The sequence below is a fragment of the Enterococcus sp. AMC1623 genome (genome assembly GCF_058216495.1).
Genome location: NZ_CM177096.1, coordinates 2,851,209 through 2,874,395 on the forward strand (window position 1 = coordinate 2,851,209; position 23,187 = coordinate 2,874,395).

A 23,187-nucleotide genomic window follows, 5' to 3' on the forward strand; every position below is an offset into this window, starting at 1 on the left:
AAATTAGGTGTATTTAAAACGAATTGAGATAGCTGGCTTTAAATCATTTGCTGATCGAACAGTCATTGATTTTGAAAACAGTGTGACAGCTGTCGTAGGACCAAATGGAAGTGGAAAAAGCAACATCACCGAAGCGATTCGTTGGGTATTAGGTGAGCAATCGGCCAAAAATCTACGTGGCGGAAAAATGCCAGATATTATTTTTGCCGGTTCAGACTCGCGTAAGCCATTAAATATCGCAGAAGTTACCGTTGTTTTAGACAATACAGATAACTATCTACCCGTAGATTACAGCGAGATTAGTGTCACACGTCGCTTACGTCGGAGTGGAGAAAGTGATTTTTTCTTAAATAAACAAAGTTGTCGTTTAAGAGACATTCAAGAATTATTTATGGACTCTGGCTTAGGGAAGGAGTCCTTTTCCATTATTTCACAAGGGAAAGTGGAAGCAATTTTTAGTAGTAAGCCAGAAGATCGTCGCGGGATTTTTGAAGAAGCAGCCGGTGTATTAAAGTATAAACAACGTAAAAGACAAGCAGAGCAAAAATTATTTGAAACGGAAGATAATTTAAGTCGTGTACAAGACATTGTTTATGAACTGGAAGACCAGCTCGCGCCATTGGAAGAGCAAAGTAAAACAGCAAAGCTTTACCTGGAATTAAAAGAACAATTTACGCAAGTGGATGTTGCGTATACTGTAGCAGAAATGAAGGAAGCAAAAGCCGTTTGGGATGATACGCAAGCCCAATTTGACCAATTGAATGAACAATTAGAAACAATTGCGCAGTCAATTCATGCGGAAGAAACCCAATTACAGGCATGGCGCTTGCGTCGAAGTACCTTAGACCAAACGCTAGAAGATGGTAATCAGAAGCATTTACGCGTAGTCGAAGCGTTAAAACAAGCAGAAGGGCAACAAGAAGTTTTGTTGGAACGCTCAAAGCATACGCAAAAAAGTAGCCAAGAATACCAAGAGAATTTTGAAGAAGTTTCTGAAAAAATCAGCGAGTTAGAAGAAGACAAAACGCAGTTGATTACGGAATTGTCACAAAAAAATGGACAAGTCCAACAGATGGAAAAACGTATTACGGAAGCGGAAGCTGAATTGTCGAAATATCAAAAATCAACCAAAGAAGTCATCGCTGAATTGCGTGGACAATACGTTGACGCGATGCAAGAACAAGCTAATATTGGGAATGAATTAAAATATTTAGATCGACAATACCAGCAAGAAATGGCGAAAAACCAAAATAGATTGGCCAAACAACAAACAATTAGTGCCGATGTGACAGCCAAAGAGCAACAACTAAAACAGTTGACACAAGAACTAACAACAGCGCAACAACAATTAACCGAACAACGTAGCACTTACGTTCAAACCAAAGAAAAAATTCAATTGAATCAACAACATTTTGCAGAAGCCCAAAAGAAAATGTATCAGTTAATGAATGATTTGCAGCAAGTGAAAGCTCGTCAAAAGAGTTTGCAAGACATTCAAGATAATTATACGGGGTTTTATCAAGGTGTTCGTTTAGTCTTGCAACATAAACAAGAGCTAGCGGGCATTGTAGGTGCAGTTGCAGAACTAATTGAAGTGCCTAACACGTATGCTTTAGCTATTGAAACAGCATTAGGTGGCGCAGCGCAACACATTGTCGTTGAAAATGAACGTGACGCTCGAACAGGAATTACGTTTTTAAAACAACATCGAGGTGGTCGTGCGACCTTTTTACCAATGACGACGATTAAATCACGGATTATTTCTGAAGCAGTCCGCCGTCAAGCTGAAACAGTCACCGGCTTTGTGGGTGTTGCTAGCGAATTAGTGACGTATCCTGAGAACGTGCAAATGATTATTGAAAATTTATTAGGTCCCATTTTAATTGCCGAAGATTTAGAAAGTGCCAACGCCTTAGCTCGTACGTTACACTACCGTTATCGAATAGTTTCTTTAGATGGTGATGTGATGAATGCAGGTGGTTCAATGACTGGTGGCGCAACCAAACGAGGCAATCAAAGTAATTTGTTTGGTCAAACGAATGAATTAAATCAATTAAAAGAACAAGCCGAACAACTAGATCAACGTTTACAAGTGACTGAAAAGCAAGTCCGACAATTTGAGCTGGCAGCAAATGAAGCCCAAGCTCGTTTGGAAGAATTACGTGAGATAGGCGAAACAGCACGAATCAAAGAACAAGAGCTGTTAAACAAACAACAACATGTTCAAACCGAACTGGAACGTTTGAAAAAAGAACAACAGATTTTTGCTTTTGAAAACCGCGAAGTTCAAGCATTTTTCGAAGATTATGATGAGCAAAAAGACGAGTTGACAGCACGCCAAGCAACGGTTGAAAAACAATTGACGACAATCAATGCGGAAATTCAAGAATTAGGCGCCCAAGAAGACTTAATTGAAGAAAAACGTGCCAATCTTAGTCAAGAACTAACCACCTTGAAAGCAGAATTTGCTGTTAATAAAGAACAAGCGAGTCATCTGCAACAAAAAATTGTCGCAATTAATCAAACAATTGAGGAACAAACCATACGTCAACAATCACTGGAACGACAAATTGCCGCTTTATCAATGGACTTTTCTGATCATGAAATGACCGAAGAATCTTTACAAAAACAAGTAGACAAGCTACGAGCAAGCAAAGCAACCCTACAGGAAGAATTGCAAGCAACACGTGAAGAGCGCTATCGTCTCCAACAAGAAATCACCAATAAAGATGAGCAATTGAGCCAATTAAATATTGAGCAAAAAGAAACGATGAGTTTAAAAACCAAAGTTGAAGTAGAAAAAAATCGAGCGGAGATTTTGCTTGATAATCGTCTGCATTATTTGCAAGAAGAGTATCATTTAACATTTGAAGCAGCCGAATTTAAATATCCAGCTGTCGAAAAAAGTGCTGAAATGAAGCAAGAAATTCAAGGCTTACGTCGCCGAATTGATAACTTAGGACCTGTTAACTTAAATGCAATTGAGTTATACCAACAAGTCAAAGAACGCCATGAATTTTTAACGAGTCAACGCGATGATTTATTAGCGGCAAAAGATCAATTATTTGATACAATGTCAGAAATGGACGAAGAAGTAAAAACACGCTTTAAAGAAGTATTCGAAGGCATTCGTCAGAAATTTAAAGTCGTTTTTCCCAATATGTTTGGTGGCGGACGTGCTGAATTAGTTTTAACAGATCCAACCGACTTATTAAATACCGGCATTGAAATTGAAGCCCAACCACCAGGAAAGAAACTACAAAATCTAAGCTTACTTTCTGGTGGTGAACGAGCCTTAACAGCGATTGCTTTGCTTTTTTCTATTATTCAAGTGCGACCAGTGCCGTTTTGTGTATTAGATGAAGTAGAAGCCGCGCTTGATGAAGCCAATGTCATGCGTTTTGGTCATTATTTACAAACCTTCCAAAACGACACGCAGTTTATTGTCGTTACTCACCGCAAAGGGACGATGGAAGCGGCCAATGTATTATATGGTGTGACAATGGAAGAATCGGGTGTATCAAAAATTGTTTCAGTACGTCTAGAAGATGTGACTGATGATGGGAAAATTACAACAGCGTAGAAGGAGATACTGATGATTAAGTTAATTGCAATTGATTTAGATGGAACGTTACTTGATGGAAAAAAACGTATTTCAGAGCGTAATAAACAAGCCTTACAGCAAGCGAAAGCACAAGGTATCAAAGTTGTCTTGTGTACGGGTCGTCCTTTACGTGCGATTGAACCGTTTTTACACGAGTTAGAGTTACAAGATGAGGGAGATTATAGCATCACTTTTAATGGCGGGTTAGTCCAAAAAAATGATACAGGTGAAGTGATGGAACGCGCAACATTGGAAGTATCTGATGTTCAATCGCTCGTTGCTTTAGCCGAAGAATTAGATTTACCGATGGATGTATTATCACATGATACGGTGATTATTTTAGATCCGTCAAAAAATCATAAAACGTTGTATCCAGAGTTGTCACCATTATTGCATCGTGAAACAGCGAAAGTAGCCGAATTACCAGCAGACCGATTGTATAATAAAGTGGTCGTTGGGTATCATAAAGACTATCTTGATGAGCAAATTCAAAAAATTCCCGCTACTGTCCGTGAGCAATATGAAGTCATTAAAACACGTGACAATTTATTGGAATTTATGCCAAAAGGAATTACCAAAGCATATGGTATTTCTTTACTGGCAAAAGATTTAGGCATTGAGCAAGAAGAGGTAATGTGTATTGGTGATGAAGAAAATGATTTACCAATGATTGAATATGCCGGAATTGGTGTAGCGATGGCAAATGCGATTCCACGCGTGAAAGAGATTGCGGATGTTGTGACCGATTCAAATGAAGAAGACGGCGTTGCTAAAGTCGTTGAAAAATACGTATTACGATAAGGAGTGAAAAAATATGGGGTTATTTGATAAGATTAAGAGCGCCTTTATTCGTGACAAAGAAAAAGAGCAAGAATCAGAAGTTGAAGAAATTGAAGAAGTTGATCAAGTCGAAGAAGACGCTGAGGATCTCGTGGTTGAAGAGACTCAAGAAATAACGGAAACAGAAATCGAAGAAGCTGAAGTCGAAGAAGTTGAGGCGACTATCGAGGAAGTTACGGAAGTTGTCCCAGAACCAATTGAAATCAGTGAAGAAGAAATATCAGAAGTGACAGCGTCTGAACCAGTTTCAGAATCGATTGACACGCAAGAAAAATACAACAAAGGTTTAGCAAAAACTCGTAAAACATTTAAACAACGGATGAATGAATTGTTTGCTAACTTCCGTTCAGTAGACGAAGATTTCTTTGAAGAAGTCGAAGAAACGTTGATTGGTGCCGATGTTGGTTTCGAAACGTCGATGAGAATTGCTGATGAATTACGCCAAGAGGTGAAGTTACGGAATGCTAAAAAACCAGCAGCCGTTCAAAATGCAATTATCGAAAAACTAGTCGATTTATACGAAGAAGAAGGCTTAAATGAAGTCAATGAATTAAATCTACAAACAAATGGCTTATCTGTTTTCTTATTTGTCGGTGTAAATGGGGTAGGTAAAACGACAAGTATTGGGAAATTAGCCAATCAATATCGCTTAGAAGGCAAAAAAGTTCTATTAGCAGCCGCGGATACGTTCCGAGCTGGGGCGATTGATCAGTTGGTTGTGTGGGGCGAACGCGCACAAGTCGAAGTTGTCCGTGGCAAAGCTGGCGGTGACCCGGCAGCAGTTGTGTTTGATGCGATGCAACGTGCCAAAGAAGAGCATGCCGATGTTTTATTAGTGGATACGGCAGGTCGTTTGCAGAATAAAGTGAACTTGATGAACGAATTAGACAAAATCAAACGGATTATTCAACGAGTTGACCCAGAAGCACCTCATGAGGTATTGCTTGTTTTGGATGCAACAACGGGACAAAATGCAATGACACAAGCCAAACAATTCAAAGAAACAACGGATGTGACTGGTTTAGTTTTAACCAAACTAGATGGCACAGCAAAAGGTGGAATTGTGTTAGCTATCCGTAATGAATTGCACTTGCCAGTAAAACTTGTGGGTCTAGGGGAAGGCATTGACGACTTAGAGCCATTTAACCCGAATGATTTTGTTGTCGGTTTATTCAAAGAACTTTTACAAGAAGAATATTGAGAAAAAGACAGCTGAAGATTCGGCTGTCTTTTTTGCTTGAAAATTTTTAGAAAAAGAGACAAAAAGTAAGCAAGTCTTTTCAGTTGTTGATATAATACGGATAATACCTTGTTTGAAAGAAGGGAAACTTACTGATGAATATTCAACAAATTTTAGAAAAACAAGAACTCCAACCGTATTTATTAAAAGTCCGTTATGGAATGGAGAAAGAAAGTCAACGTGTGACCGTAACAGGTGATTTAGTTACGACAGATTATCCGAATACTTTGGGGAATCGCACACACCATCCCTATATTCAGACGGATTTTGCTGAGACACAAATGGAATTGATTACACCTGTGACAGAAAGCATTCCAGAACTATTTCGTTATTTAGCAGCTATTCACGATGTTACGTATCGTTCAATGAATAATGAAGAAATGTTGTGGCCATTAAGCATGCCACCAGCATTACCAGAAAAAGATGAAGACATTATCATCGCAAAATTGGAAAATTTTGAAGATGTTTTATATCGTCGCTATTTGGCAAAGACGTATGGTCGTCGTAAACAGATGGTCAGTGGTATTCATTTTAATTTTGAATTTGGAGATGCGTTAATCAGAAAATTATTTGAAGCACAAAAGGAAGTAACCGATTATCAACAATTTAAAACTGACATTTATTTAAAAGTAACACGCAATTATTTACACTATCGTTGGTTAATCACGTATTTCTTTGGAGCAACACCCACTAGTGAAGCTCGTTATTTCGTTGATGAAAAAGGACCAAATGAGCCCGTACGCAGCATTCGGAACAGTATCTACGGTTATAAAAACCATGAAGATGTACAAGTCACTTATGCGACGATTCAAGATTATTTAGCCGATATTGACCGCATGGTAGAAGAGGGCAAATTATCAGAAGAAAAAGAATTTTATGCACCAGTTCGTTTGCGTGGCGGGAAAAAAGTTGCTGATTTAGCCTCAGCGGGTATCCGTTATATTGAATTACGAAATATCGATTTAAATCCTTTTGAAAAATACGGTATTAGCGAACTGCAAGTGGAATTTTTACATGTCTTTTTACTCTTCCTATTGTGGAAAGATGAAGGCAACGATGCCGATGAATGGGTAGCACAAGGAGACGAAAAAGAAAAAATCGTTTCTTTAGAACATCCACTTCAACCTACTATTTTTATCGAAGAAGCCCGTGAATTGCTTGCTGAATTTGCTGCATTTATTGATAAATTAGCCCTTCCTGTATCAGAAAATTTACTTGCTGATTTGGAAGAACAACTGGATGATCCTGCAAAAACCCTAGCTGGGAAATTATATCTAGCTAGTCAACAAACGAGTCAAAAAGAATTAGCAGTCACTCATGGCAAACAATATCATGACTATGCGTGGGAACGTCCTTATCAATTAGCTGGTTTCCGTGAAATGGAATTGTCGACACAAATTTTACTTTTTGACGCGATTCAAAAAGGCATTCAAGTCGAAGTGCTTGATGAAAGCGACCAATTCCTGAAATTAAAAGTAGGCGATAAGGTTGAATACGTCAAAAATGCCAACATGACGAGTAAAGATAACTATATCGTGCCGTTAATTATGGCAAATAAAACCGTTACTAAAAAAGTTTTAGCCAATGCGGGCTACCGTGTGCCCGCTGGTCGTGAATTTGATGACAAAGCAACTGCTTTGCAAGGCTATGCTGAATTTGCTGAGCAAGGTTTTGTCGTAAAACCGAAAACAACAAATTATGGGCTAGGCATTTCTATTTTTAAAGAAGGAGCTTCCTTTGAAGATTATCAAGAAGCAGTGGATATTGCTTTTTCAGAAGATCATTCAATTTTAGTTGAAGAATTTTTACCTGGTACGGAATATCGTTTCTTTGTGTTAGATGGTGAAACGAAGGCCATCATGCTTCGTGTCCCAGCCAACGTCCAAGGGGATGGTATTCATACTATTACTGAATTAGTAGCAAAGAAAAATGAAGACCCATTGCGTGGAACAGATCACCGGGCACCATTGGAATTGATTCAACTAGGAAATATTGAAAAGTTGATGTTAAAAGCGCAAGGCTACACCGTGGATTCGATTCCACAAGCAGGAACAATCGTGTATCTACGCGAAAATTCCAATATTAGTACGGGTGGCGACTCCATTGATATGACGAAAGAGATTCCAGAAGATTATCAAAAGGTTGCGGCAGCAGCAGTCGAGGCGTTAGGTGCAGTGATTTGCGGGATTGATTTAATTATTCCTGATAAAAATCGTCCAGCAGATGAGCCCGGAGCGTACGGTATTATTGAAGCAAACTTTAATCCAGCGATGCACATGCATATGTATTCGTATCAAGGCCAAAGTCGTCGTTTAACGATGGATGTCTTAAATTTATTATTTCCTGAAGTAATGTAAAAAAGTCGGTCGTTCATCTGCTCATGAACGATCGACTTTTTATTGTGTGTCATTTTCACCGTTATTCTTTAAACTGGCTTTGATGAAGCTGTGCATATAGTCCATTCTGTTGAAGTAATTCCGCATGATTACCTTGTTCAACAATCGTGCCTTGGGCCATGACTAAAATTAAATCGGCTTTTTCAATGGTTGATAGACGATGAGCAATCACAAAGCTCGTTCGATTTTCAGTTATGCGTTGCATAGCTGTTTGGATTTCGACTTCTGTACGCGTATCTACGCTGGATGTTGCTTCATCTAAAATAACCACTGGCGGATTGGCTAAAATCACTCGAGCAATCGTTAATAATTGTTGTTGCCCTTGTGATAGGGAGCCATTCTCACTAGAAATGATTGTGTCATAGCCCTCTGGTAACGTTCGAATAAAGTGGTCACATTGTGCCATTTTGGCAACGTCGATGATTTCTTCTCGTGTCGCTTCTTTTTTGCCATAAGCAATATTCTCCGCGACAGTGCCTTCAAATAACCAAGTATTTTGAAGAACCATTCCAAACATAGAGCGTAATTCTTTACGAGATAATGTTGTAATATCATGACCGTCAAACATAATTTTACCACCGTTAATTTCATAAAAACGCATCAGTAAATTGACCAAAGTTGTTTTACCCGCACCAGTTGGACCTACAATCGCAATCATTTTATTCGGTTGGGCTTCAAAACTGATATCGTTCATTAATAATTTATCTGGCGTATAACCAAATTGGACATGTTCAAAGGTGATTTGACCTTGCGGATATTTCAGTTTATTTGTATGGTTACTGTCAGGGATTTCTTCTGGTTGGTCTAAAATCACTAACACTCGGTCCAAGGATGCCATGGCGCTTTGAATGGCATTAATGACATAAGAAAAATTAGTGATAGGCTCAGACACTTGATTCACGTATTGAAGATAAGCTTGAATAATCCCGATGGTCATCGATCCTTGAATGACCATACCCGCACCAAGAATGGCACTGACAATAAAAGCGAGTTGGTTAATGAAACGAACCGCAGGATAAATCGCAAAGTCAAAAAATTGTGAATTTTGAAAGGCTTGTGCATGCTGTCTATTTGTTTTATCAAGCATGTCAGCTGTCAATTGTTGATTGTGGAAGGCTTTTATTTCTAAATTCCCAGAGAAAAATTCTTCAACTTGATTGTTTAAATTTCCTAATTCAACTTGATTTTTATCCGCTAAAATTTTGTTTTTATTGGCAATCCAGCCTGTTACCAGCGTAGCTAGAGCAATAACCAACAAGATAATCCCGGTTAATTTCAAATCTATATAAAACAACATTGCTAGACCTAAGGAAATATTGACAACCGAAGAAAATAACTGATTAATTCCTGTTAGAAGCACTTCAGAAATGCGGTTAATATCATTCGTTGTACGACTTAGAATATCTCCTACTTGATGTGTATCAAAAAAGGACATCGGGAGCACTTTAAATTTTTGTGAGATTTCTTTTCGTAAACGTAAGGTGATTTGCTCACTGAGCGAGGCCATCATCTTTTCTTGCAAATAAGAAAAAATCGCACTGATAATCGCAATTCCTAGCAAAATAAGCACAGGGAAGCCCAAGACCCCTTTGATTGTCGAAAAAGTTAGCGTGCTCGATGCGCGTTGAATCGTCGCTAATAAATTATCAATGGCAACAGCCATAATTAACGGCATCACTGTCACCAGAGTATTACTAATTAAACTACAAATAGCTAAAAGATAGAAATATTTCCGTTCTGGCTTAATAAAAGTAACGAAGCGTTTAAAACTCCCATGTTTTTGAGTCATCTCCATCTGAGTTTCCTCCTTTAAAATCTATTCCCTGAGAAAATGCGAATTCTTGATAGGTTTGATTGTTTTTTAACAACTCTTCATGTGTTCCTTGACCAACAATCCGACCTTCATCTAGAACAATAATTCGGTCGGCATCTTTAATCGTACTTAATCGTTGTGCGACAATTAAAAAAGTTGCTTCAGGCATCTGCGTTGCTAAAGAATGACGTAATAAAGCGTCTGTTTGATAGTCAAGAGCTGAAAAACTGTCGTCAAAAATATAAAGTTGTGCTGGTTTGACTAACGCTCTAGCAATACTCAAGCGTTGTTTTTGACCCCCAGAAAAATTTGTTCCTCCTTGGGCAACAAAACTATGAATACCTTGATCTTGCTGAGACACGAAGTCTGTGGCTTGAGCAATTTCCAGAGCCTGCGCCATCATTTCATCTGTAGCAGAAGCGTAGCCCATTTTTAAATTACTGGCGATTGTGCCACTAAAAAGAAAGGCTTTTTGTGGGACGTAGCTAATTTTATGAATTAAGTCGGCTTGCGGAATCGTTTTTAACTCTTGTCCGTCAATAAGTATGTGTCCTTTTTGAATCGTAGTTAAATGGAGTAGGACTTTCGCAATGGTACTTTTACCTGAACCAGTGCCGCCGACAATCGCTGTGGTTTTTCCTTTCAAAATATCAAAAGAAATATCATTTAACACAGGTTCAGCACCGTTATAAGCGAAAGTTACGTGTTGAAAACGGACAAAAGGCGCACCCTCTTGGATAGAAGGTGCTGCTGAATCTGCCTGTGTGATTATTTCTGGTGTTGTTTCCAGCACCTCATTCACCCGATTCAGAGAAGCCAAGGAACGAGGCAGAGTGACAATCACCATTGCCGCCACAATTAGATAAGCTAAGGTCAGGACAGAATATTCAATCACCGCAGTCACAACACCAATTTGCAACTGTCCACTGCCGACTAGAAGACCACCAAACCAAATAATTAAAGAAAAAACCAAACCCATTAATAAATAAGCAATTGGAGTTAAGAAGGCAAAAATTTTATTCACCCGAATCATGCTATCTGCATAATCTGTAAAACGTTGATTGAGTTTTGTTTCTTCTACATGTTGCTTATCAAATGCTCGAATCATCATCATGCCGTTGAAAAATTCTCTAAGTTTCACCATCATTTTATCTAAACGAATTTGAATTTCGCGGGATAATGGTAAGCCTTTTTTCAATAAATAGTTCACGGAAAGCAAATATAAGACAATCGCCAAAAGAGGAATGCTAGCTAATTTAGGTGAATGAATCGCTGTCATCACTACGGCGAATAGACAAATAATAGGAGCTGGAATAATCAACTGTAATGCCATTACCATCGAACGTTGAATATTGGTCACGTCGTTCATCATTCGAGTTAATAAGCTTGAGATATTAAACGATTCCACATCTTGAATCGATAACAGTTGAATTTTATGATAAAAATTACGTCTTAGTTCATAGCCGTATAAGGCAGCTAATCGGGCAGATAAATAACTACCGTAAATCGCCGCAGCACTACCAACTAACGCGACAGCTAGCATTTGCCCCCCGATTTTTATCACTAAGGAATAATTGTTGGAAGCAATACCACTATCGATAAGCTCACCAATTAAAAAAGGAACAGCTAACGTTCCTAACACTTGAATAATTAAACTGAGTAGGGTTAAAAGACTCAATTTTTTGTTTTTTGAAAAAAATAATAGTAGATGTTTCATTGTGAGTACTCTCTTTCTTTTTAGTAATTGCTTGAAAATCAGGAAATAAATCAAGCAGGAGGAGCGTTTCAAGAATCGCAAGTTTTATTCTAAACCTTCAAGTAGCTTGAATGTCAATGAGAAAAGTTTTATCATTGTACTAAAAAGAAAAAGGCGGTGCATTATGGAAGAAAAAACCTATACCATCGGAGAAATCGCAAAATTATTTCAAATCCCCACATCAACCACTCGTTACTGGGAAGAAAAGGAAATCTTTTCTGCGAAGCGCAATGATGAAAATGATTATCGAGAATATACTATTCAAACGATTATCGAATTATTAGATGTCGTTTTCCATCGCAATCTAAATATTCCGATTCAAAAAATGAAAAATTTTAATCGCTTGCGCCCAGAAGAAATCTATTCGCTTTTGGAAGATACCGAAGTCGAGGTTCAACAAGAATTACAACATCTCAAAAAAAAGTTTCGCGGCATTGCTCGCAGAAAAGAACAACTAGAAAGCTTATTTCATTTACAAGAGAAACAATATGAAAAAGAACCCATAAATATAAAAAAAATTGTGCCGTTTGACCTTCTAAATGCCGAAGATATGCAAATTCAATTGCAACAACTAGCTAATTTTGTTTTGTATAAGGAAAAAGAAGAGGAATTATTTCAAATGGGGTTAGCTGTAAGTGGGGAGTCGTCTAAGAAGGAAATTTGGAAAAGTGAACCGAAACAAACACCTCTTTATGTGACGTGTTTATTAACCTGTGATGCCGAAAACTTTGATTCAAATAATTTTATTGAACATAAAAATGCTATGAACGCACAAGGTTTTTCGATTAAAGGCGTAATTGCTAGTTATTTAGCTACTGCCTCTGAAGGAAATGGAAAAACCATGGATTATTATAAAGCTTGGTTAGAAATTGTTCCTTTATAATCAACCATAAAAAGAAAGCCGAATGCTTGAGCATTCGGCTTTCTTTTTTAGTCAATATCTAAAGACATTGTTTGTTTGCTGTCATCAACGTGCAACCCTGTTAATTGTTCCCACCACAATTTCATATCTTTTTCATAGGTTGTCGGGAAAATTTGCACAATGTCAATTAATGGTCGGTTTTGCAAGGTAGTGTTTGGATAATTTAAAAGCAAGTTATGTTTCAATTCACTCAATAAACTATAATATTGAAACATTAAGAAATTCATTTCTTCAGGATCTTCTTCAAGCAAGACTTTTGGTGCACGATCAAGCATGAAACCAAAGCTACGCATCATAAACATAATACCGTCTAAATGTTCAGGTTCAATTAAGGACGTGTCTTTTAATAAATCAATGTGGATATCAAGTGCAGTAACCAATTCCTTTTTTAATTCATTGTATGATGGTGTGGACATAACCAATTCCTCCTTTTAACGAAAAAGTTTGTGCCAAAATGTTTCTTTCTTCGGTGCTGCTTGTTTTTGGCTAGGGGCAACAGTAACTTTTTTTTCTATATCAATGGTTTGTTCGTTGACTGCTGTTTTAGCAACAACCAGTAAACCAATCCTGTCGTTTTGATAAGGGTCTGCTGTAGCGACAACAGTGAACGGCAGATTCGCTTGCATGGCTAATTGAATATACGTCTGTTGAACTGTTTCTGGTACTTTTCCGTTAATTAAAATCTTGCTGTTGGGATACTCTTTCAGATGTTTACGGAGATAGTCTTCATTTTGTTGCTTGGTCATTTGGGAAATGGTCATACTAAGATAGCAACGCTCACGAAAGGTACCTAAATATTTTCGTTGCTCATCGGGTTTGAGTAATGGCACGCCGTAGAGACCATTATCCAGGTGTTTTTGAAGTTCGTCGGTCATCATCATCCTCCTAAGCATTTAGTTTCGTCTATTATAACATAGAACCTAAAAATAAGTTGTTTTATTCACAAGCAGTTGTACCTTTTATAAAATACGTTATAATAGAGAAATTACCAAGGAGGCGAGCACATGGAACAAATAGAAAATCATTATGTCGTTTTTGCAGAAAATCAAGTGTTGGAGACGGAGCGTTTATGCTTACGTCCGCTAACTTTAGCCGATGCGAAAGATATGTTTGAATATGCGAGCGATGAAGAAACGACAACTTTTGTTTTCCCCACTCATCAAACAATTGAAGAAACACGAGCCATTATTGCGTCTGTTTTCATGGCTGATCCATTTGGAAAATTTGCGCTAGAGCTGAAAGAAAATCATAAAATGATTGGGACGATTGATTTACGAGTAAATATAAAAGAAGGTACTGCTGAAATCGGTTATACCCTTAATAAAACTTATTGGGGACAAGGTTTGGTTCCTGAAGCAGCGCATGTTCTGTTAGCTTTAGGTTTTGAAAAACTCCAGTTGATCCGAATTTTTGCAGTCCATGATTTAAAAAATCCTAAATCTGGTCGTGTGATGGAAAAAATTGGCATGACGAAAGAAAGCACAATTTATGAAGCAAAAAAAATTTATGGCAAAGTGAGTGATATAGTGACATATGGTATCACGAAAAGTCAGTGGCAAAAGGCCAAAGAACAGTAGAAGCGTAATCTACCCAAGAAGACTCATTTTGACGTATACTTATAGTAAGGAACTGGAATTTTACCAGTGCTTAACAAAGAAAGGGGCGACAAAAATGAAACTGCAGGTAACAAGAGAAGCTCAAGAAAAAATGAATGCGATTCGTCAAGAAGGTGACCGTATTTTATTAGACTTTGAAGACGCCATTGGACCATTTGTAGAAGCAGGTGCCTCTTGTCAGTTATATCCTAATTTTCGCGTATTATTTGTACCAAAAGAGTTTCCTGAGTCAGAACTAGCTGTTTATGATGACCGTGTAGAGACGGAACTAGGAATAGTCTACATCAAATCAACTTCTGAGCGCTATTTAGATAATGAAACAAAAATCAGTATTGAAGCTGCCTATCAACGGATGCAACTAGTCTCTGATAGTGGGGTGTTAGCTGCCAACGTACCGATGAAACGAATTGAGTTAAAAGAAGGAAAAACAAATGAACAAATTAGCTATCGTAACGGATCTTCATGCTGATATCAACCATCTAAGCATAGAGAATTTAGCCCAATTACGTAATTATTTAAAAGAGCAGCAGATTTCGCATTTGCATTTAGCCGGTGACACCGCAAATAAAGTAGACCGCGCTTTGGCAGTAGTGGATTTCTTTAATGAAGCAATGCCTACGACGTTTCATTGGGGCAATCATGAAATGGCGGATATTACGCAAGAACAAGATTTTGAGGATTTTGCGAATCCATTCTTTTTAAATTTTAAGACCTTAGATTTATCGGAACAAAAAATTTTAATAGGTGTAAACGGTTGGTACGATTATCAATTTTCAGATATGGAAGATACACAAGAAATCATTCGCTTAAAGAATTTGTTTTGGTATGATCGCATGATTCAACGTCAAGGAACGGATCCAGAAATTAGCCAACGCGTTTGCGAGCGTTTGTATCAAGTCTTAACTACCATTCCTAAAGACAAACAAATTGTTTTAGCTACACATTTTGTGCCGCAAGAAAATTTTATCGTACAACACACAGGCAAATATGCTCGTTGGAATCATTTGAATGCTTTTTTAGGTTCAAAAGCATTTGGTGAAACGCTCAATGAATTTACTAATATCGAACACGTTATTTTTGGACATACGCATCGTCGTTTTGGTAGCCAATTAATCGGGGCAACCAATTACCATTGCCGACCTTTTGGTTATTATTTTGAATGGCAATTAACGAGAGAGTTTGTTTTAAATAATCAATTGGCAGAAGTCTTCAATCCAACTAAAATGCGCGGCGTGTTGAGAAAAAATCAAGATGACTTTAATCGCTACAAAGAAAGTCATTTATTAGAAGAGTTTCAACGGAGTTTAACAGTAATTGAGTATTAAAAAAGAAACACTAGAATCAGAGTTGGCTAAGATTCTAGTGTTTCTTTGTGGTATACTGGACATAAAAAAATTTGAATTTTCTTGAAATTCAAGGATGAATGAATCGAAAGGAGTAATTATGCGTGGATATGTAAAAAATAGTGCGCTCATTTTTATTGTAGCATTTAATTTACGTCTAGGAATTTCTAGTGTGCCACCAGTGATGAACCAAATCAAAGCTAGTTTAGCGATTAGCAATGTTCAAGCGAGTCTGCTACCGAGTATTCCCGTTTTTTGTATGGGATTATTTGCATTTGGCATTGGACGTGTCCAACAAATTTTTGGACGACGACAGAGTATTTTTTTACTTTTACTCATTTTAGGCTTGACTACCTTAAGTCGTATGCTTTTTTCAGGATATATTGGTTTAGTGAGTACAGCATTTATTATTGGTTTTTCAGTAGCGATTATTGGACCATTAGTATCGGGTTTTATTAAAGAAGAATTTCCTAATCATGCAGGTTTATTAATCGGGGTTTATTCCTTAGCTATGGGCTTAGGGTCAGTGGTTGCCTCCGGAATGGTCCCTCAAATGACAAGTTGGTTTGAAGGAGAGTGGGCCAATGCTTTGGGCATTTGGGGAGTGTTGGCAGTAGTGATTGCTGTTTTGTGGCTTGTTTTTTCACCGAAAGAAAAACAAGACGAAACGATTCAAACTGTGACTGCTGTAAAATTTCCATTAGCAAATTTACAAGCTTGGAAAATGGTAGCTTTTTTCGCCTTACAATCGGGCATGTTTTATAGTATTTTAACGTGGATTGCAGAATTTTTCCGCAATACTGTCGTTTTATCCAATCACAGTGTTTTTTTATTAACAGCATTTACTACAGTGCAAATGACTTGTAGCTTTTTGATTCCTGCATTAATGGATCGGACAGGAAATCCGAAGTTTTGGATATATTTGTGTTCGGTAGCAATGCTTAGCGGTGCTTTTTTTCTATCCATTGCCAATCTAAGCGCGGCTATGCTTGCTGTTTGCTTCTTTGCGATAGGTACAGGTGGCTATTTCCCAATTGCTATGTTATTACCCTTAACTTATACAAAGACCCCCAGCGAAGCGAGTGTGTGGACGGGAATGATTCAGGCTTTTGGTTATATGATTGGTGGTCAAGTGCCAGTTCTACTAGGTTGGTTAATTGATACGAGTGGAAACTATCATATGCTATTTTACATGATTGTAGCAAACAGTATATTATTAGCAATCATCGGGCGAAATATTTTAAAAAAACAAAAAATTTGAGGAGAAATTCTCTGTTTTTTTGTTTCTTTGAGAAGAGCTTGCGAGAAGGCTTTGTTATTTGATAAAATGAAAACGGTTGTTTAAAAATGTGGGGTTTAAAGGGGTTTGTGTAATGGAAGTCGAAATCAAAAAATTAGCGTATCAATCGGTGCGAGGTTACTGTTTTATACCTGAGAAAAGTCGTCGTGGCGTAGTCATTACGTTAGGTACGGCAGAAGGAGAATGTCTCTTTGAACAAGCCTATCAAATTGCCGAAAAAGGTTACCGTGTTTTAGCGATTTATTACTTTGGCAAAGAATCTTTACCTCCCAAATTGGCGCATGTACCGTTAGAGTTTTTTTCACATGTCATTCAATTTGCAGAACAATTTGAGGCTTCTTATCCACTGACAATTGTCGGTGCATCACGTGGTGCAGAATTAGCCTTTATCTTAGCAAACCATTTCCAAGTGGTATCTAATCTTGTGTTAGTAGCTCCAACAGCATTTATTTATCCCGGAGAAGATTATCAACCAGCTTGGACTTTACATGGCAAACCGTTACCTACTATCCGCTTTACTTGGCGGATGAAACTCAAAGAATACTTCGGGAAAAGTTCATTATTAAAAGAAATGTTTGACTATGAATTTACAGCGAATCGTCAAGTGCCAGAAGCTAGAATTGACAGCTCCACTTTCAAAGGCAATCTCTTACTTTTTTCAGGAAAAGAAGATTTATTTTGGCCCAGTGCGCAAATGGGCCAGATGTTGGCAACGAATGCCATTCGTGCTAAATCAGTCGAACATTACGTCTATGAAGAAGCCGGACATCTTTTCTCCACTAAACGAATGCAAGGTGGAACCAATGACGGCAATTTATATGCGACCTATTCCATGAATGAACTAATAGAAAAGAAATTGGCCAAGTGGCATGTATGATAAAAAGTAGGTGGAAAAATGTACGTGTTATTATCCAAACAATTACCTCTACGTATTAAACGAGTTTGGCGTAAAACTATTTTTGTAACGACTAGCATTCTGCTAGTGGGTATTGTTAGTTGTGGGTTTATTTTAAACTGGCTTGATTTTTGGAATAACTATTGGTTGATTGCTAGTGTTAGTGGTGTCAGTCTTATTATGATTCACACCATTATCAGCTTGATTCTGATACCATATCGTTATACTTTTAATCGCTATGAAATTACGAATGAAGATTTGGCTTTTCAAAAGGGCTATTTTTTTCGCTCGACAATTTTTGTACCGATTAATCGTATTCAACATATAGAAACAGAGCAAGGTCCATTTTTACGAAAAGAAAACTTGATTGAATTAAGAATTCATACTGCAGCAACTACTCATCATATTGCAGGATTAGACATTGAAGAAGCGCAAGAATTAAGAAATCAAATTATTGCATTGGTAAAGGTGGCAAAAGAAGATGTCTAAAAAGCAACGTTATCACCCACTTTCATGGATTATAGAGTTCTTTCAGCAATTAAAAAATTTCGTTGTGCCAATTATTTTAGCGTTAGTCGGTTGGCGTGAAGTATCCTTGATTTATTTAAGTATAGGATTGTTTGTATTAATAAGTGGAGTTGCTAGTTTACAATATGCAACTCGTTATTATCAATTGACCACCGATTCATTAATTGTTTATACAGGAGTTTTGAATAAAAAAGAGACAGTTATTCCCTATGAGCGTATCCAGACGCTTAAGCAACAACAATGGTTTTTCTTTAAACCATTCCATGTGGTTCGTATAACGATTGAAACAGCTGGCGGAAGTAGTACAGAGGCAGAAGCAATTTTAACTGCTGTTCCAGAAACAGTCGTTCAACAATTAGAAGAACTGCGCCATCAGCAGAGAGAAGCAAGGAAAATAAATGTTTACGAGGTAACAACTAGTCAAATTTTAGTATTTAGTTTAACAAATCTAAGTATTTTTGCTACCTTTTTTGCAATTCTAGCTTTTGTCGATCAGATTATACCTGCTAGTTGGTCAACGTGGTTATTGACAGTAGGAGAACAATTTTTGCAAGCAGGCTGGCTAATGTTACTTCTTGTTGGGTGTAGTGTGTTGTTTTTAGTGTCAGCATTATCTATCATCAGACACATGATTTTTTATTATCGCTTTCGTGTGACACGCCAACCAGAGACACTAACCCTTGAAAGGGGCCTGTTGGAACGTAAAACACAAAAAATTCCTTTAACTAAAATTCAAGGTCTGCAAATTAATCAGCAAGTATTACGTAAACTATTTGGATTAGTTTCAGTTGAGCTGTTACTTGCTAGTGGACAAGAAGAAGACGATGAACTAAAGCAAGTGTTTTTACTACCCATTGTTCACGAAAAAGAAGTTTCTCAAGTGTTACGTACACTTTTACCAGAATGGCAGTTTCCAAATGCAGAATTACATTATACTTCTCGGAATAAAACATGGTATTTTTTACGAATCCCATTGATGATTTTAATTCCTATCATTGTCGGAGTATTTTTCATTCGACCGTGGTTAAGTATAATTGGTCTTCTTCTTTTCATAAGTTGGTTACTGATTGAGATGGTAACTAGTTATTATCAAGGCTATGTGATAATTAATCAACAGCTTTGTATCCAACAGTATTTCTTTTTTACAAAAATCCAAACTTTTGTAAAACGTGCAAAAATTCAAGCACTATACGAGGAAACAAGTAAATGGTTATATTTAAAAGAAATTTATCATGTTCGTTTATTTATCAAAGCGAATACGTCAGCAGCGAGTCTGCGTTTGCGTTATATTGACAAAGAGGATCTTTCTAAAATCAAAGCGTTCTATCAGAAAAAATAGCAAATGTCATCTTAATAACTTGACAGCCCTCCCTTTTTTTAGAGAAAATAAAAAGAAAAGGGAGGTTTTCTTATGACAAACATTCTTTTTCAAGTTCCAAGTGTTTTTCTAATGGTATTATTTTTAGGTTGTTTATGGATGATTTCCAGTTCTGCGGATCGTATGATCGATCAAGCATTGGAAATTAGCCGTAAACTTCAGATTTCAGAAATTGCTACCGGTGCGACAATTGTTGCATTTGGAACTGTCATAACCGAGCTAGCGACAACTATTGTAGCTATCAATCAGCATAGTCCTGATATTGCAGTGGGCAATGCGATGGGATCAATGGTTACTAATCTAAGTATTATTGTCGGTATTGGAGCATTGACAGGTGTTGTTCCTATTTCTCGTTTAGTCACTTACAAAACACTCTTTTTCAGTAGTTTAGCTGTCTTAGTCTTTCTACTTACTTTTCTTTCACCAACTTCTCAATTACCGCGAATAGCGGGCATCTTCTTTTTACTTTTAACACCCCTATATCTATGGTTTACCTTTAAAACGAAAGCGGCGACTGAGACGCACACTGCAGCTTCTTCTAATTTTTTTCTATCCTTGTTTAAATTATGTTTCTTTATCGCTTTAATTAGTTTAGGAGCAGGGATTATTGTCCCGATTATTGACATTTTAGCGCAACGTTTTAGTCTATCAGAAGGAATTATTTCCGCAACTGTCATTGCTTTTGTGACAAATGCTCCAGAACTGTCAACAATGTATCATGCGACGAAAAAAGGAGCTGGGGATTTAGCAGTCGGCAATGTGATTGGTGCGAACATTTTAAATATTTTGGTTGTTTTAGGTATTGGTAGTATTTTAGCAGATGGTTTATATTTCTCACCGGAAAATTTTTATCTACAATTTCCTAGTTTATTACTCATTGTGCTGATTTTCCTAGCCTTTATCTTCAATTCAAATAAACATCAGATTAGTAAAAAAGAAGGAATCGTGTTAATTATGAGTTACGCTATCTACATTCTTGCCAGTTTATTCTTATTGTAAAGGAAGACATTTGTTGAAACGAATTTACTTGCGCTATAATGGTAAAATGTAGAAGGAGGAAAATATCCATGTTTACCGAAAAAAGTTTTGCAGTCTTTGAAATTGAGGGATTAGATGAACGAATGGCCGCAATTCGTGCAGAAATTCAACCGATTTTTCAAGAATTAAATGAATATTTTAAAGAAAAATTAGCACCCGAAATGAATGACGAACTCTTTATTCATATCGCTCAGCATCGTCGCCGTAGCGTCCATCCACCAGAAAATACTTGGTCAGCAATTAGTCGTAAGAAACGTGGCTACAAGATGGAAGCTCATTTTCAATTAGGTATTTTCCCAGAGTATGTCTTTATGTGGTTGTCGTTGATTGATCAACCTAAAGGAAAAGAAGAAATGGCAGAGCGTTTGCTTGAACATCCTGAATGGTGGAATAATCTGCCAGAAGATATGGTTATAAACACAGACCATACGATTTGTGCGTATGAACCGTTAACTACTGAATCGATGGAAAAAGCCTTGCAGCGATTGAAGAAAGTGAAAAAAAGTGAATTACAAATTGGTCGTGTCATTCCCAAAGAAAGTTCCTTATGGCAAAATCCAGATCAAGCACAAGCATATATGTTAGAGACCTATCATTTATTACTAGAAATGAACAAGGGATTACAGATAGAATAAAAAGAAGCGTCGAGCATTTCTCGTACGCTTCTTTTTGTGAGAATTTCTAAAAATAAATGCGAAGAAAGCTACTGTTGTTACTAGGATAAGTTATGAAAAAAATTATAAATGGCTTGGATTACTGGATTCGAGAAAGCAACTAAAAGCAAAGTTGTTCCATATTGGAAAAAATAGTTGGAATATAACAAGAAGAGATTAGAATATATTTTTTTCACAAAGTTTTCATTAATTGATGTCAAATAACCCTCTTTATTAAAAAATGGATAGAATGATTAAAATTAGAGGTACAAATTAATAAATAATTATTAAAAAAAGTTGACGGCTAAAAAAAAGTTCTGTATCATTTTCTCAATAGGTGGCGACCCCTAAAAGTTAGAGTTTTTATTATGCAGCTGATTGGCTGGATTGAATTCGGTATTCGACCGGACTCAGTCCAGCCAATTTTACTTTTGATCGTACGTGGTTATACCAGTAGATGTATTCTTTAATTCGTCGTTTTAATTCTTCATAACTGACTAGTTTCTCTCCATAATACATTTCTTGTTTTAATATGCCAAAGAAATTCTCCATCGAAGCATTGTCTGCACACGTTGCTTTACGTGACATACTCTGGAATACATTGTTTTTATTTAATGTTTTTACCCATTTATTATGTTGGTAATGCCAACCTTGATCCGAATGGATAGTTGTACGGTAGGTTGCGTGATTCTTTATTATCTCTATTGTTTCATTTAGTGGCTCCATGACTAAATCTAATGTTGGGCGTTTCTTAATTCCAAACGCAATCACTTCTCCATTATATAGGTCAAGAATAGGGTTTAAATACAACTTTTCTTCCCCTAGACATTTGAATTCCGTAATGTCAGTTACTAGTTTCTGAAATGGGATAGGTGTACTAAACCGACGTGACAATCGATTCTTCACTATTTTTCCAGTAGTTCCTTTATATGAATTGTATTTACGGGATTTTCGCATGAATTTTACACACTTTAATCCTAGCTCTCGCATAATGCGATACACCTTTTTATGATTAATACAGTATCCTAATTTCTTTAACTCGTCTGTAATCCGTTTATATCCATAACGTTCATAAAACGCCTTAAATAGGTGAGTAATGCGTTCTTTTAGTTCGATATCCAGATCTTCTTTTCCGAAGTTCTTGACATGATAGTGATAGGTTGCTTCGGGAATTCCCACAACTAGGATAATATCCTTTAATCGGAACCCTTCTTCTTTAAGTTCGAATGCCCATTTTGCTTGCGCTTTTCGAGTAAGACATTCGGATTTTCCCGAAAAGCTCTCAGCTTTTTTAAATAGGCAATTTCTAATCTCAGTAGTTCATTCTCTCGTTCTAACTCCGTTTCACGTGTGAACTTGTTTTCTTCCTTTTTCGTTTGTTTATTTAGTTTCTTAGTCATAGAAGGTCGCTCCTTTGATTTTGGTTTCAAGCCTTCTATCCCTTGAGAATTAAAATCTTTCATCCAACGATAAATTAATGAAGGATTATTTAATCCGAATTGTTCAGTCGTTTCCTGATAAGAAGCACCTGTGTCTAACATAAATTGTATCGTATTTAATTTAAATTGAACAGGATATACTTCCTTCCTTTTTCTTCGTTTTAATCCCTCCATCCCTTGTGTTTTATAAGCTCTTACCCAATTTTGTAATGGTGTTGCAGAAGGCATATTGTATTTCTTCGCCAATAATTTATAACCAATATTTCCATCCAAATACTCCGTAACAAGCTTTATTTTAAATTCTTCACTATATTTAGCCATAAAAATACCCCCGAAAGTTAGATTTATTACTCTAACTTTCGGGGGTCGGTACCATACTTGATTTAATTTTCTGACAATTCCCGAATGTAAAGGGATTACAGAGGA

The 23,187-nt window shown here is 37.0% G+C and carries 20 protein-coding genes; 14 read left to right on the top strand and 6 right to left on the bottom strand.

Features of this window, described 5'->3' with window-relative positions:
* Window positions 1–7 precede the first annotated feature (7 nt).
* The 4 genes from smc (at window position 8) to gshAB (ending at window position 8,041) form a co-directional block, all read left to right on the top strand.
* A complete protein-coding gene (gene smc, locus AC4BC7_RS13920) occupies window positions 8–3,583 on the top strand; it encodes a chromosome segregation protein SMC (protein ID WP_490503126.1) in 3,576 nt (1,191 codons plus the stop codon).
* 12 nt (window positions 3,584–3,595) lie between these two features.
* Window positions 3,596–4,405 (top strand): Cof-type HAD-IIB family hydrolase, encoded by an 810-nt coding sequence (locus AC4BC7_RS13925; protein WP_207942177.1) that lies wholly within the window; start codon window positions 3,596–3,598, stop codon window positions 4,403–4,405.
* 13 nt (window positions 4,406–4,418) lie between these two features.
* Complete coding sequence (gene ftsY, locus AC4BC7_RS13930) at window positions 4,419–5,645, top strand: signal recognition particle-docking protein FtsY (RefSeq protein WP_207942176.1); 1,227 nt, start codon at window positions 4,419–4,421, stop codon at window positions 5,643–5,645.
* 134 nt (window positions 5,646–5,779) lie between these two features.
* Entirely contained in the window at window positions 5,780–8,041 is a 2,262-nt protein-coding gene (gene gshAB / locus AC4BC7_RS13935; RefSeq protein ID WP_490503127.1) for a bifunctional glutamate--cysteine ligase GshA/glutathione synthetase GshB, read from the top strand.
* 61 nt (window positions 8,042–8,102) lie between these two features.
* Here the strand turns inward: gshAB and AC4BC7_RS13940 are convergent, their stop codons facing one another.
* Together AC4BC7_RS13940 and AC4BC7_RS13945 are read right to left on the bottom strand one after the other, a co-directional pair.
* Window positions 8,103–9,875 (bottom strand): ABC transporter ATP-binding protein, encoded by a 1,773-nt coding sequence (locus AC4BC7_RS13940; protein WP_207942174.1) that lies wholly within the window; start codon window positions 9,873–9,875, stop codon window positions 8,103–8,105.
* A complete protein-coding gene (locus AC4BC7_RS13945; protein ID WP_490503128.1) occupies window positions 9,844–11,610 on the bottom strand; it encodes an ABC transporter ATP-binding protein in 1,767 nt (588 codons plus the stop codon). The genes AC4BC7_RS13940 and AC4BC7_RS13945 overlap by 32 nt, the downstream gene beginning before the upstream one ends.
* Window positions 11,611–11,773: 163 nt before the next feature.
* On the opposite strand from AC4BC7_RS13945, the gene AC4BC7_RS13950 reads away from it, so the two are divergent.
* Window positions 11,774–12,532, top strand: coding sequence for a MerR family DNA-binding transcriptional regulator (locus AC4BC7_RS13950; RefSeq protein ID WP_490503129.1), 759 nt, complete (start codon window positions 11,774–11,776; stop codon window positions 12,530–12,532).
* A gap of 47 nt (window positions 12,533–12,579) precedes the next feature.
* Here the strand turns inward: AC4BC7_RS13950 and AC4BC7_RS13955 are convergent, their stop codons facing one another.
* Window positions 12,580–12,987: a hypothetical protein gene (locus tag AC4BC7_RS13955; RefSeq protein ID WP_207942171.1), complete on the bottom strand. Its 408-nt coding sequence runs from the start codon at window positions 12,985–12,987 to the stop codon at window positions 12,580–12,582.
* Between the two features lie 15 nt (window positions 12,988–13,002).
* Window positions 13,003–13,449, bottom strand: coding sequence for a YueI family protein (locus tag AC4BC7_RS13960; RefSeq protein ID WP_207942309.1), 447 nt, complete (start codon window positions 13,447–13,449; stop codon window positions 13,003–13,005).
* Between the two features lie 126 nt (window positions 13,450–13,575).
* Between AC4BC7_RS13960 and AC4BC7_RS13965 the strand changes: the two genes are divergently transcribed.
* From AC4BC7_RS13965 to AC4BC7_RS14005, 9 genes are all read left to right on the top strand, one after another.
* The gene (locus AC4BC7_RS13965) at window positions 13,576–14,148 is read left to right on the top strand and encodes a GNAT family N-acetyltransferase (protein ID WP_490503130.1); all 573 of its coding nucleotides are present in this window, start codon (window positions 13,576–13,578) and stop codon (window positions 14,146–14,148) included.
* A gap of 94 nt (window positions 14,149–14,242) precedes the next feature.
* Window positions 14,243–14,656 carry an iron-sulfur cluster biosynthesis family protein gene (locus AC4BC7_RS13970; protein WP_490503131.1) on the top strand — a complete coding sequence of 138 codons (414 nt, stop codon included), beginning with the start codon at window positions 14,243–14,245 and terminating at the stop codon, window positions 14,654–14,656.
* Window positions 14,619–15,512, top strand: coding sequence for a metallophosphoesterase (locus tag AC4BC7_RS13975; protein WP_490503132.1), 894 nt, complete (start codon window positions 14,619–14,621; stop codon window positions 15,510–15,512). Before AC4BC7_RS13970 ends, AC4BC7_RS13975 begins: the two co-directional genes overlap by 38 nt.
* A gap of 118 nt (window positions 15,513–15,630) precedes the next feature.
* Window positions 15,631–16,791 carry an MFS transporter gene (locus tag AC4BC7_RS13980; protein ID WP_490503133.1) on the top strand — a complete coding sequence of 387 codons (1,161 nt, stop codon included), beginning with the start codon at window positions 15,631–15,633 and terminating at the stop codon, window positions 16,789–16,791.
* A 112-nt stretch (window positions 16,792–16,903) separates the two neighbouring features.
* Window positions 16,904–17,707 (top strand): acyl-CoA thioester hydrolase/BAAT C-terminal domain-containing protein, encoded by an 804-nt coding sequence (locus tag AC4BC7_RS13985; RefSeq protein WP_207942166.1) that lies wholly within the window; start codon window positions 16,904–16,906, stop codon window positions 17,705–17,707.
* Between the two features lie 18 nt (window positions 17,708–17,725).
* Window positions 17,726–18,214: a PH domain-containing protein gene (locus AC4BC7_RS13990; protein WP_490503134.1), complete on the top strand. Its 489-nt coding sequence runs from the start codon at window positions 17,726–17,728 to the stop codon at window positions 18,212–18,214.
* Window positions 18,207–19,592 carry a PH domain-containing protein gene (locus AC4BC7_RS13995; protein ID WP_490503135.1) on the top strand — a complete coding sequence of 462 codons (1,386 nt, stop codon included), beginning with the start codon at window positions 18,207–18,209 and terminating at the stop codon, window positions 19,590–19,592. Before AC4BC7_RS13990 ends, AC4BC7_RS13995 begins: the two co-directional genes overlap by 8 nt.
* A 72-nt stretch (window positions 19,593–19,664) precedes the next feature.
* On the top strand, window positions 19,665–20,630 hold the full coding sequence (locus tag AC4BC7_RS14000) for a sodium:calcium antiporter (RefSeq protein WP_490503136.1): 966 nt from the start codon (window positions 19,665–19,667) through the stop codon (window positions 20,628–20,630).
* Between the two features lie 68 nt (window positions 20,631–20,698).
* Window positions 20,699–21,304 carry a DUF1054 domain-containing protein gene (locus AC4BC7_RS14005; RefSeq protein WP_490503137.1) on the top strand — a complete coding sequence of 202 codons (606 nt, stop codon included), beginning with the start codon at window positions 20,699–20,701 and terminating at the stop codon, window positions 21,302–21,304.
* A 384-nt stretch (window positions 21,305–21,688) separates the two neighbouring features.
* On the opposite strand, the gene AC4BC7_RS14010 is transcribed toward AC4BC7_RS14005, so the two are convergent.
* Together AC4BC7_RS14010 and AC4BC7_RS14015 are read right to left on the bottom strand one after the other, a co-directional pair.
* Window positions 21,689–22,633, bottom strand: a complete 945-nt coding sequence (locus AC4BC7_RS14010; protein WP_490504395.1) for an IS3 family transposase — start codon at window positions 22,631–22,633, stop codon at window positions 21,689–21,691.
* The gene (locus tag AC4BC7_RS14015; RefSeq protein ID WP_311055572.1) at window positions 22,519–23,082 is read right to left on the bottom strand and encodes a helix-turn-helix domain-containing protein; all 564 of its coding nucleotides are present in this window, start codon (window positions 23,080–23,082) and stop codon (window positions 22,519–22,521) included. The genes AC4BC7_RS14010 and AC4BC7_RS14015 overlap by 115 nt, the downstream gene beginning before the upstream one ends.
* Between the last annotated feature and the right edge of the window lie 105 nt (window positions 23,083–23,187).

What these genes read in the sequence shown, in the direction of transcription:
- AC4BC7_RS13925 (WP_207942177.1), top strand. Translation starts at nt 3,596, where the DNA reads ATGATTAAGTTAATTGCAATTGATTTAGATGGAACGTTACTTGATGGA.
- ftsY (WP_207942176.1), top strand. Translation starts at nt 4,419, where the DNA reads ATGGGGTTATTTGATAAGATTAAGAGCGCCTTTATTCGTGACAAAGAA.
- gshAB (WP_490503127.1), top strand. Translation starts at nt 5,780, where the DNA reads ATGAATATTCAACAAATTTTAGAAAAACAAGAACTCCAACCGTATTTA.
- AC4BC7_RS13940 (WP_207942174.1), bottom strand. Translation starts at nt 9,875, where the DNA reads ATGGAGATGACTCAAAAACATGGGAGTTTTAAACGCTTCGTTACTTTT.
- AC4BC7_RS13945 (WP_490503128.1), bottom strand. Translation starts at nt 11,610, where the DNA reads ATGAAACATCTACTATTATTTTTTTCAAAAAACAAAAAATTGAGTCTT.
- AC4BC7_RS13950 (WP_490503129.1), top strand. Translation starts at nt 11,774, where the DNA reads ATGGAAGAAAAAACCTATACCATCGGAGAAATCGCAAAATTATTTCAA.
- AC4BC7_RS13955 (WP_207942171.1), bottom strand. Translation starts at nt 12,987, where the DNA reads ATGTCCACACCATCATACAATGAATTAAAAAAGGAATTGGTTACTGCA.
- AC4BC7_RS13960 (WP_207942309.1), bottom strand. Translation starts at nt 13,449, where the DNA reads ATGATGACCGACGAACTTCAAAAACACCTGGATAATGGTCTCTACGGC.
- AC4BC7_RS13965 (WP_490503130.1), top strand. Translation starts at nt 13,576, where the DNA reads ATGGAACAAATAGAAAATCATTATGTCGTTTTTGCAGAAAATCAAGTG.
- AC4BC7_RS13970 (WP_490503131.1), top strand. Translation starts at nt 14,243, where the DNA reads ATGAAACTGCAGGTAACAAGAGAAGCTCAAGAAAAAATGAATGCGATT.
- AC4BC7_RS13975 (WP_490503132.1), top strand. Translation starts at nt 14,619, where the DNA reads ATGAACAAATTAGCTATCGTAACGGATCTTCATGCTGATATCAACCAT.
- AC4BC7_RS13980 (WP_490503133.1), top strand. Translation starts at nt 15,631, where the DNA reads ATGCGTGGATATGTAAAAAATAGTGCGCTCATTTTTATTGTAGCATTT.
- AC4BC7_RS13985 (WP_207942166.1), top strand. Translation starts at nt 16,904, where the DNA reads ATGGAAGTCGAAATCAAAAAATTAGCGTATCAATCGGTGCGAGGTTAC.
- AC4BC7_RS13990 (WP_490503134.1), top strand. Translation starts at nt 17,726, where the DNA reads ATGTACGTGTTATTATCCAAACAATTACCTCTACGTATTAAACGAGTT.
- AC4BC7_RS13995 (WP_490503135.1), top strand. Translation starts at nt 18,207, where the DNA reads ATGTCTAAAAAGCAACGTTATCACCCACTTTCATGGATTATAGAGTTC.
- AC4BC7_RS14000 (WP_490503136.1), top strand. Translation starts at nt 19,665, where the DNA reads ATGACAAACATTCTTTTTCAAGTTCCAAGTGTTTTTCTAATGGTATTA.
- AC4BC7_RS14005 (WP_490503137.1), top strand. Translation starts at nt 20,699, where the DNA reads ATGTTTACCGAAAAAAGTTTTGCAGTCTTTGAAATTGAGGGATTAGAT.
- AC4BC7_RS14015 (WP_311055572.1), bottom strand. Translation starts at nt 23,082, where the DNA reads ATGGCTAAATATAGTGAAGAATTTAAAATAAAGCTTGTTACGGAGTAT.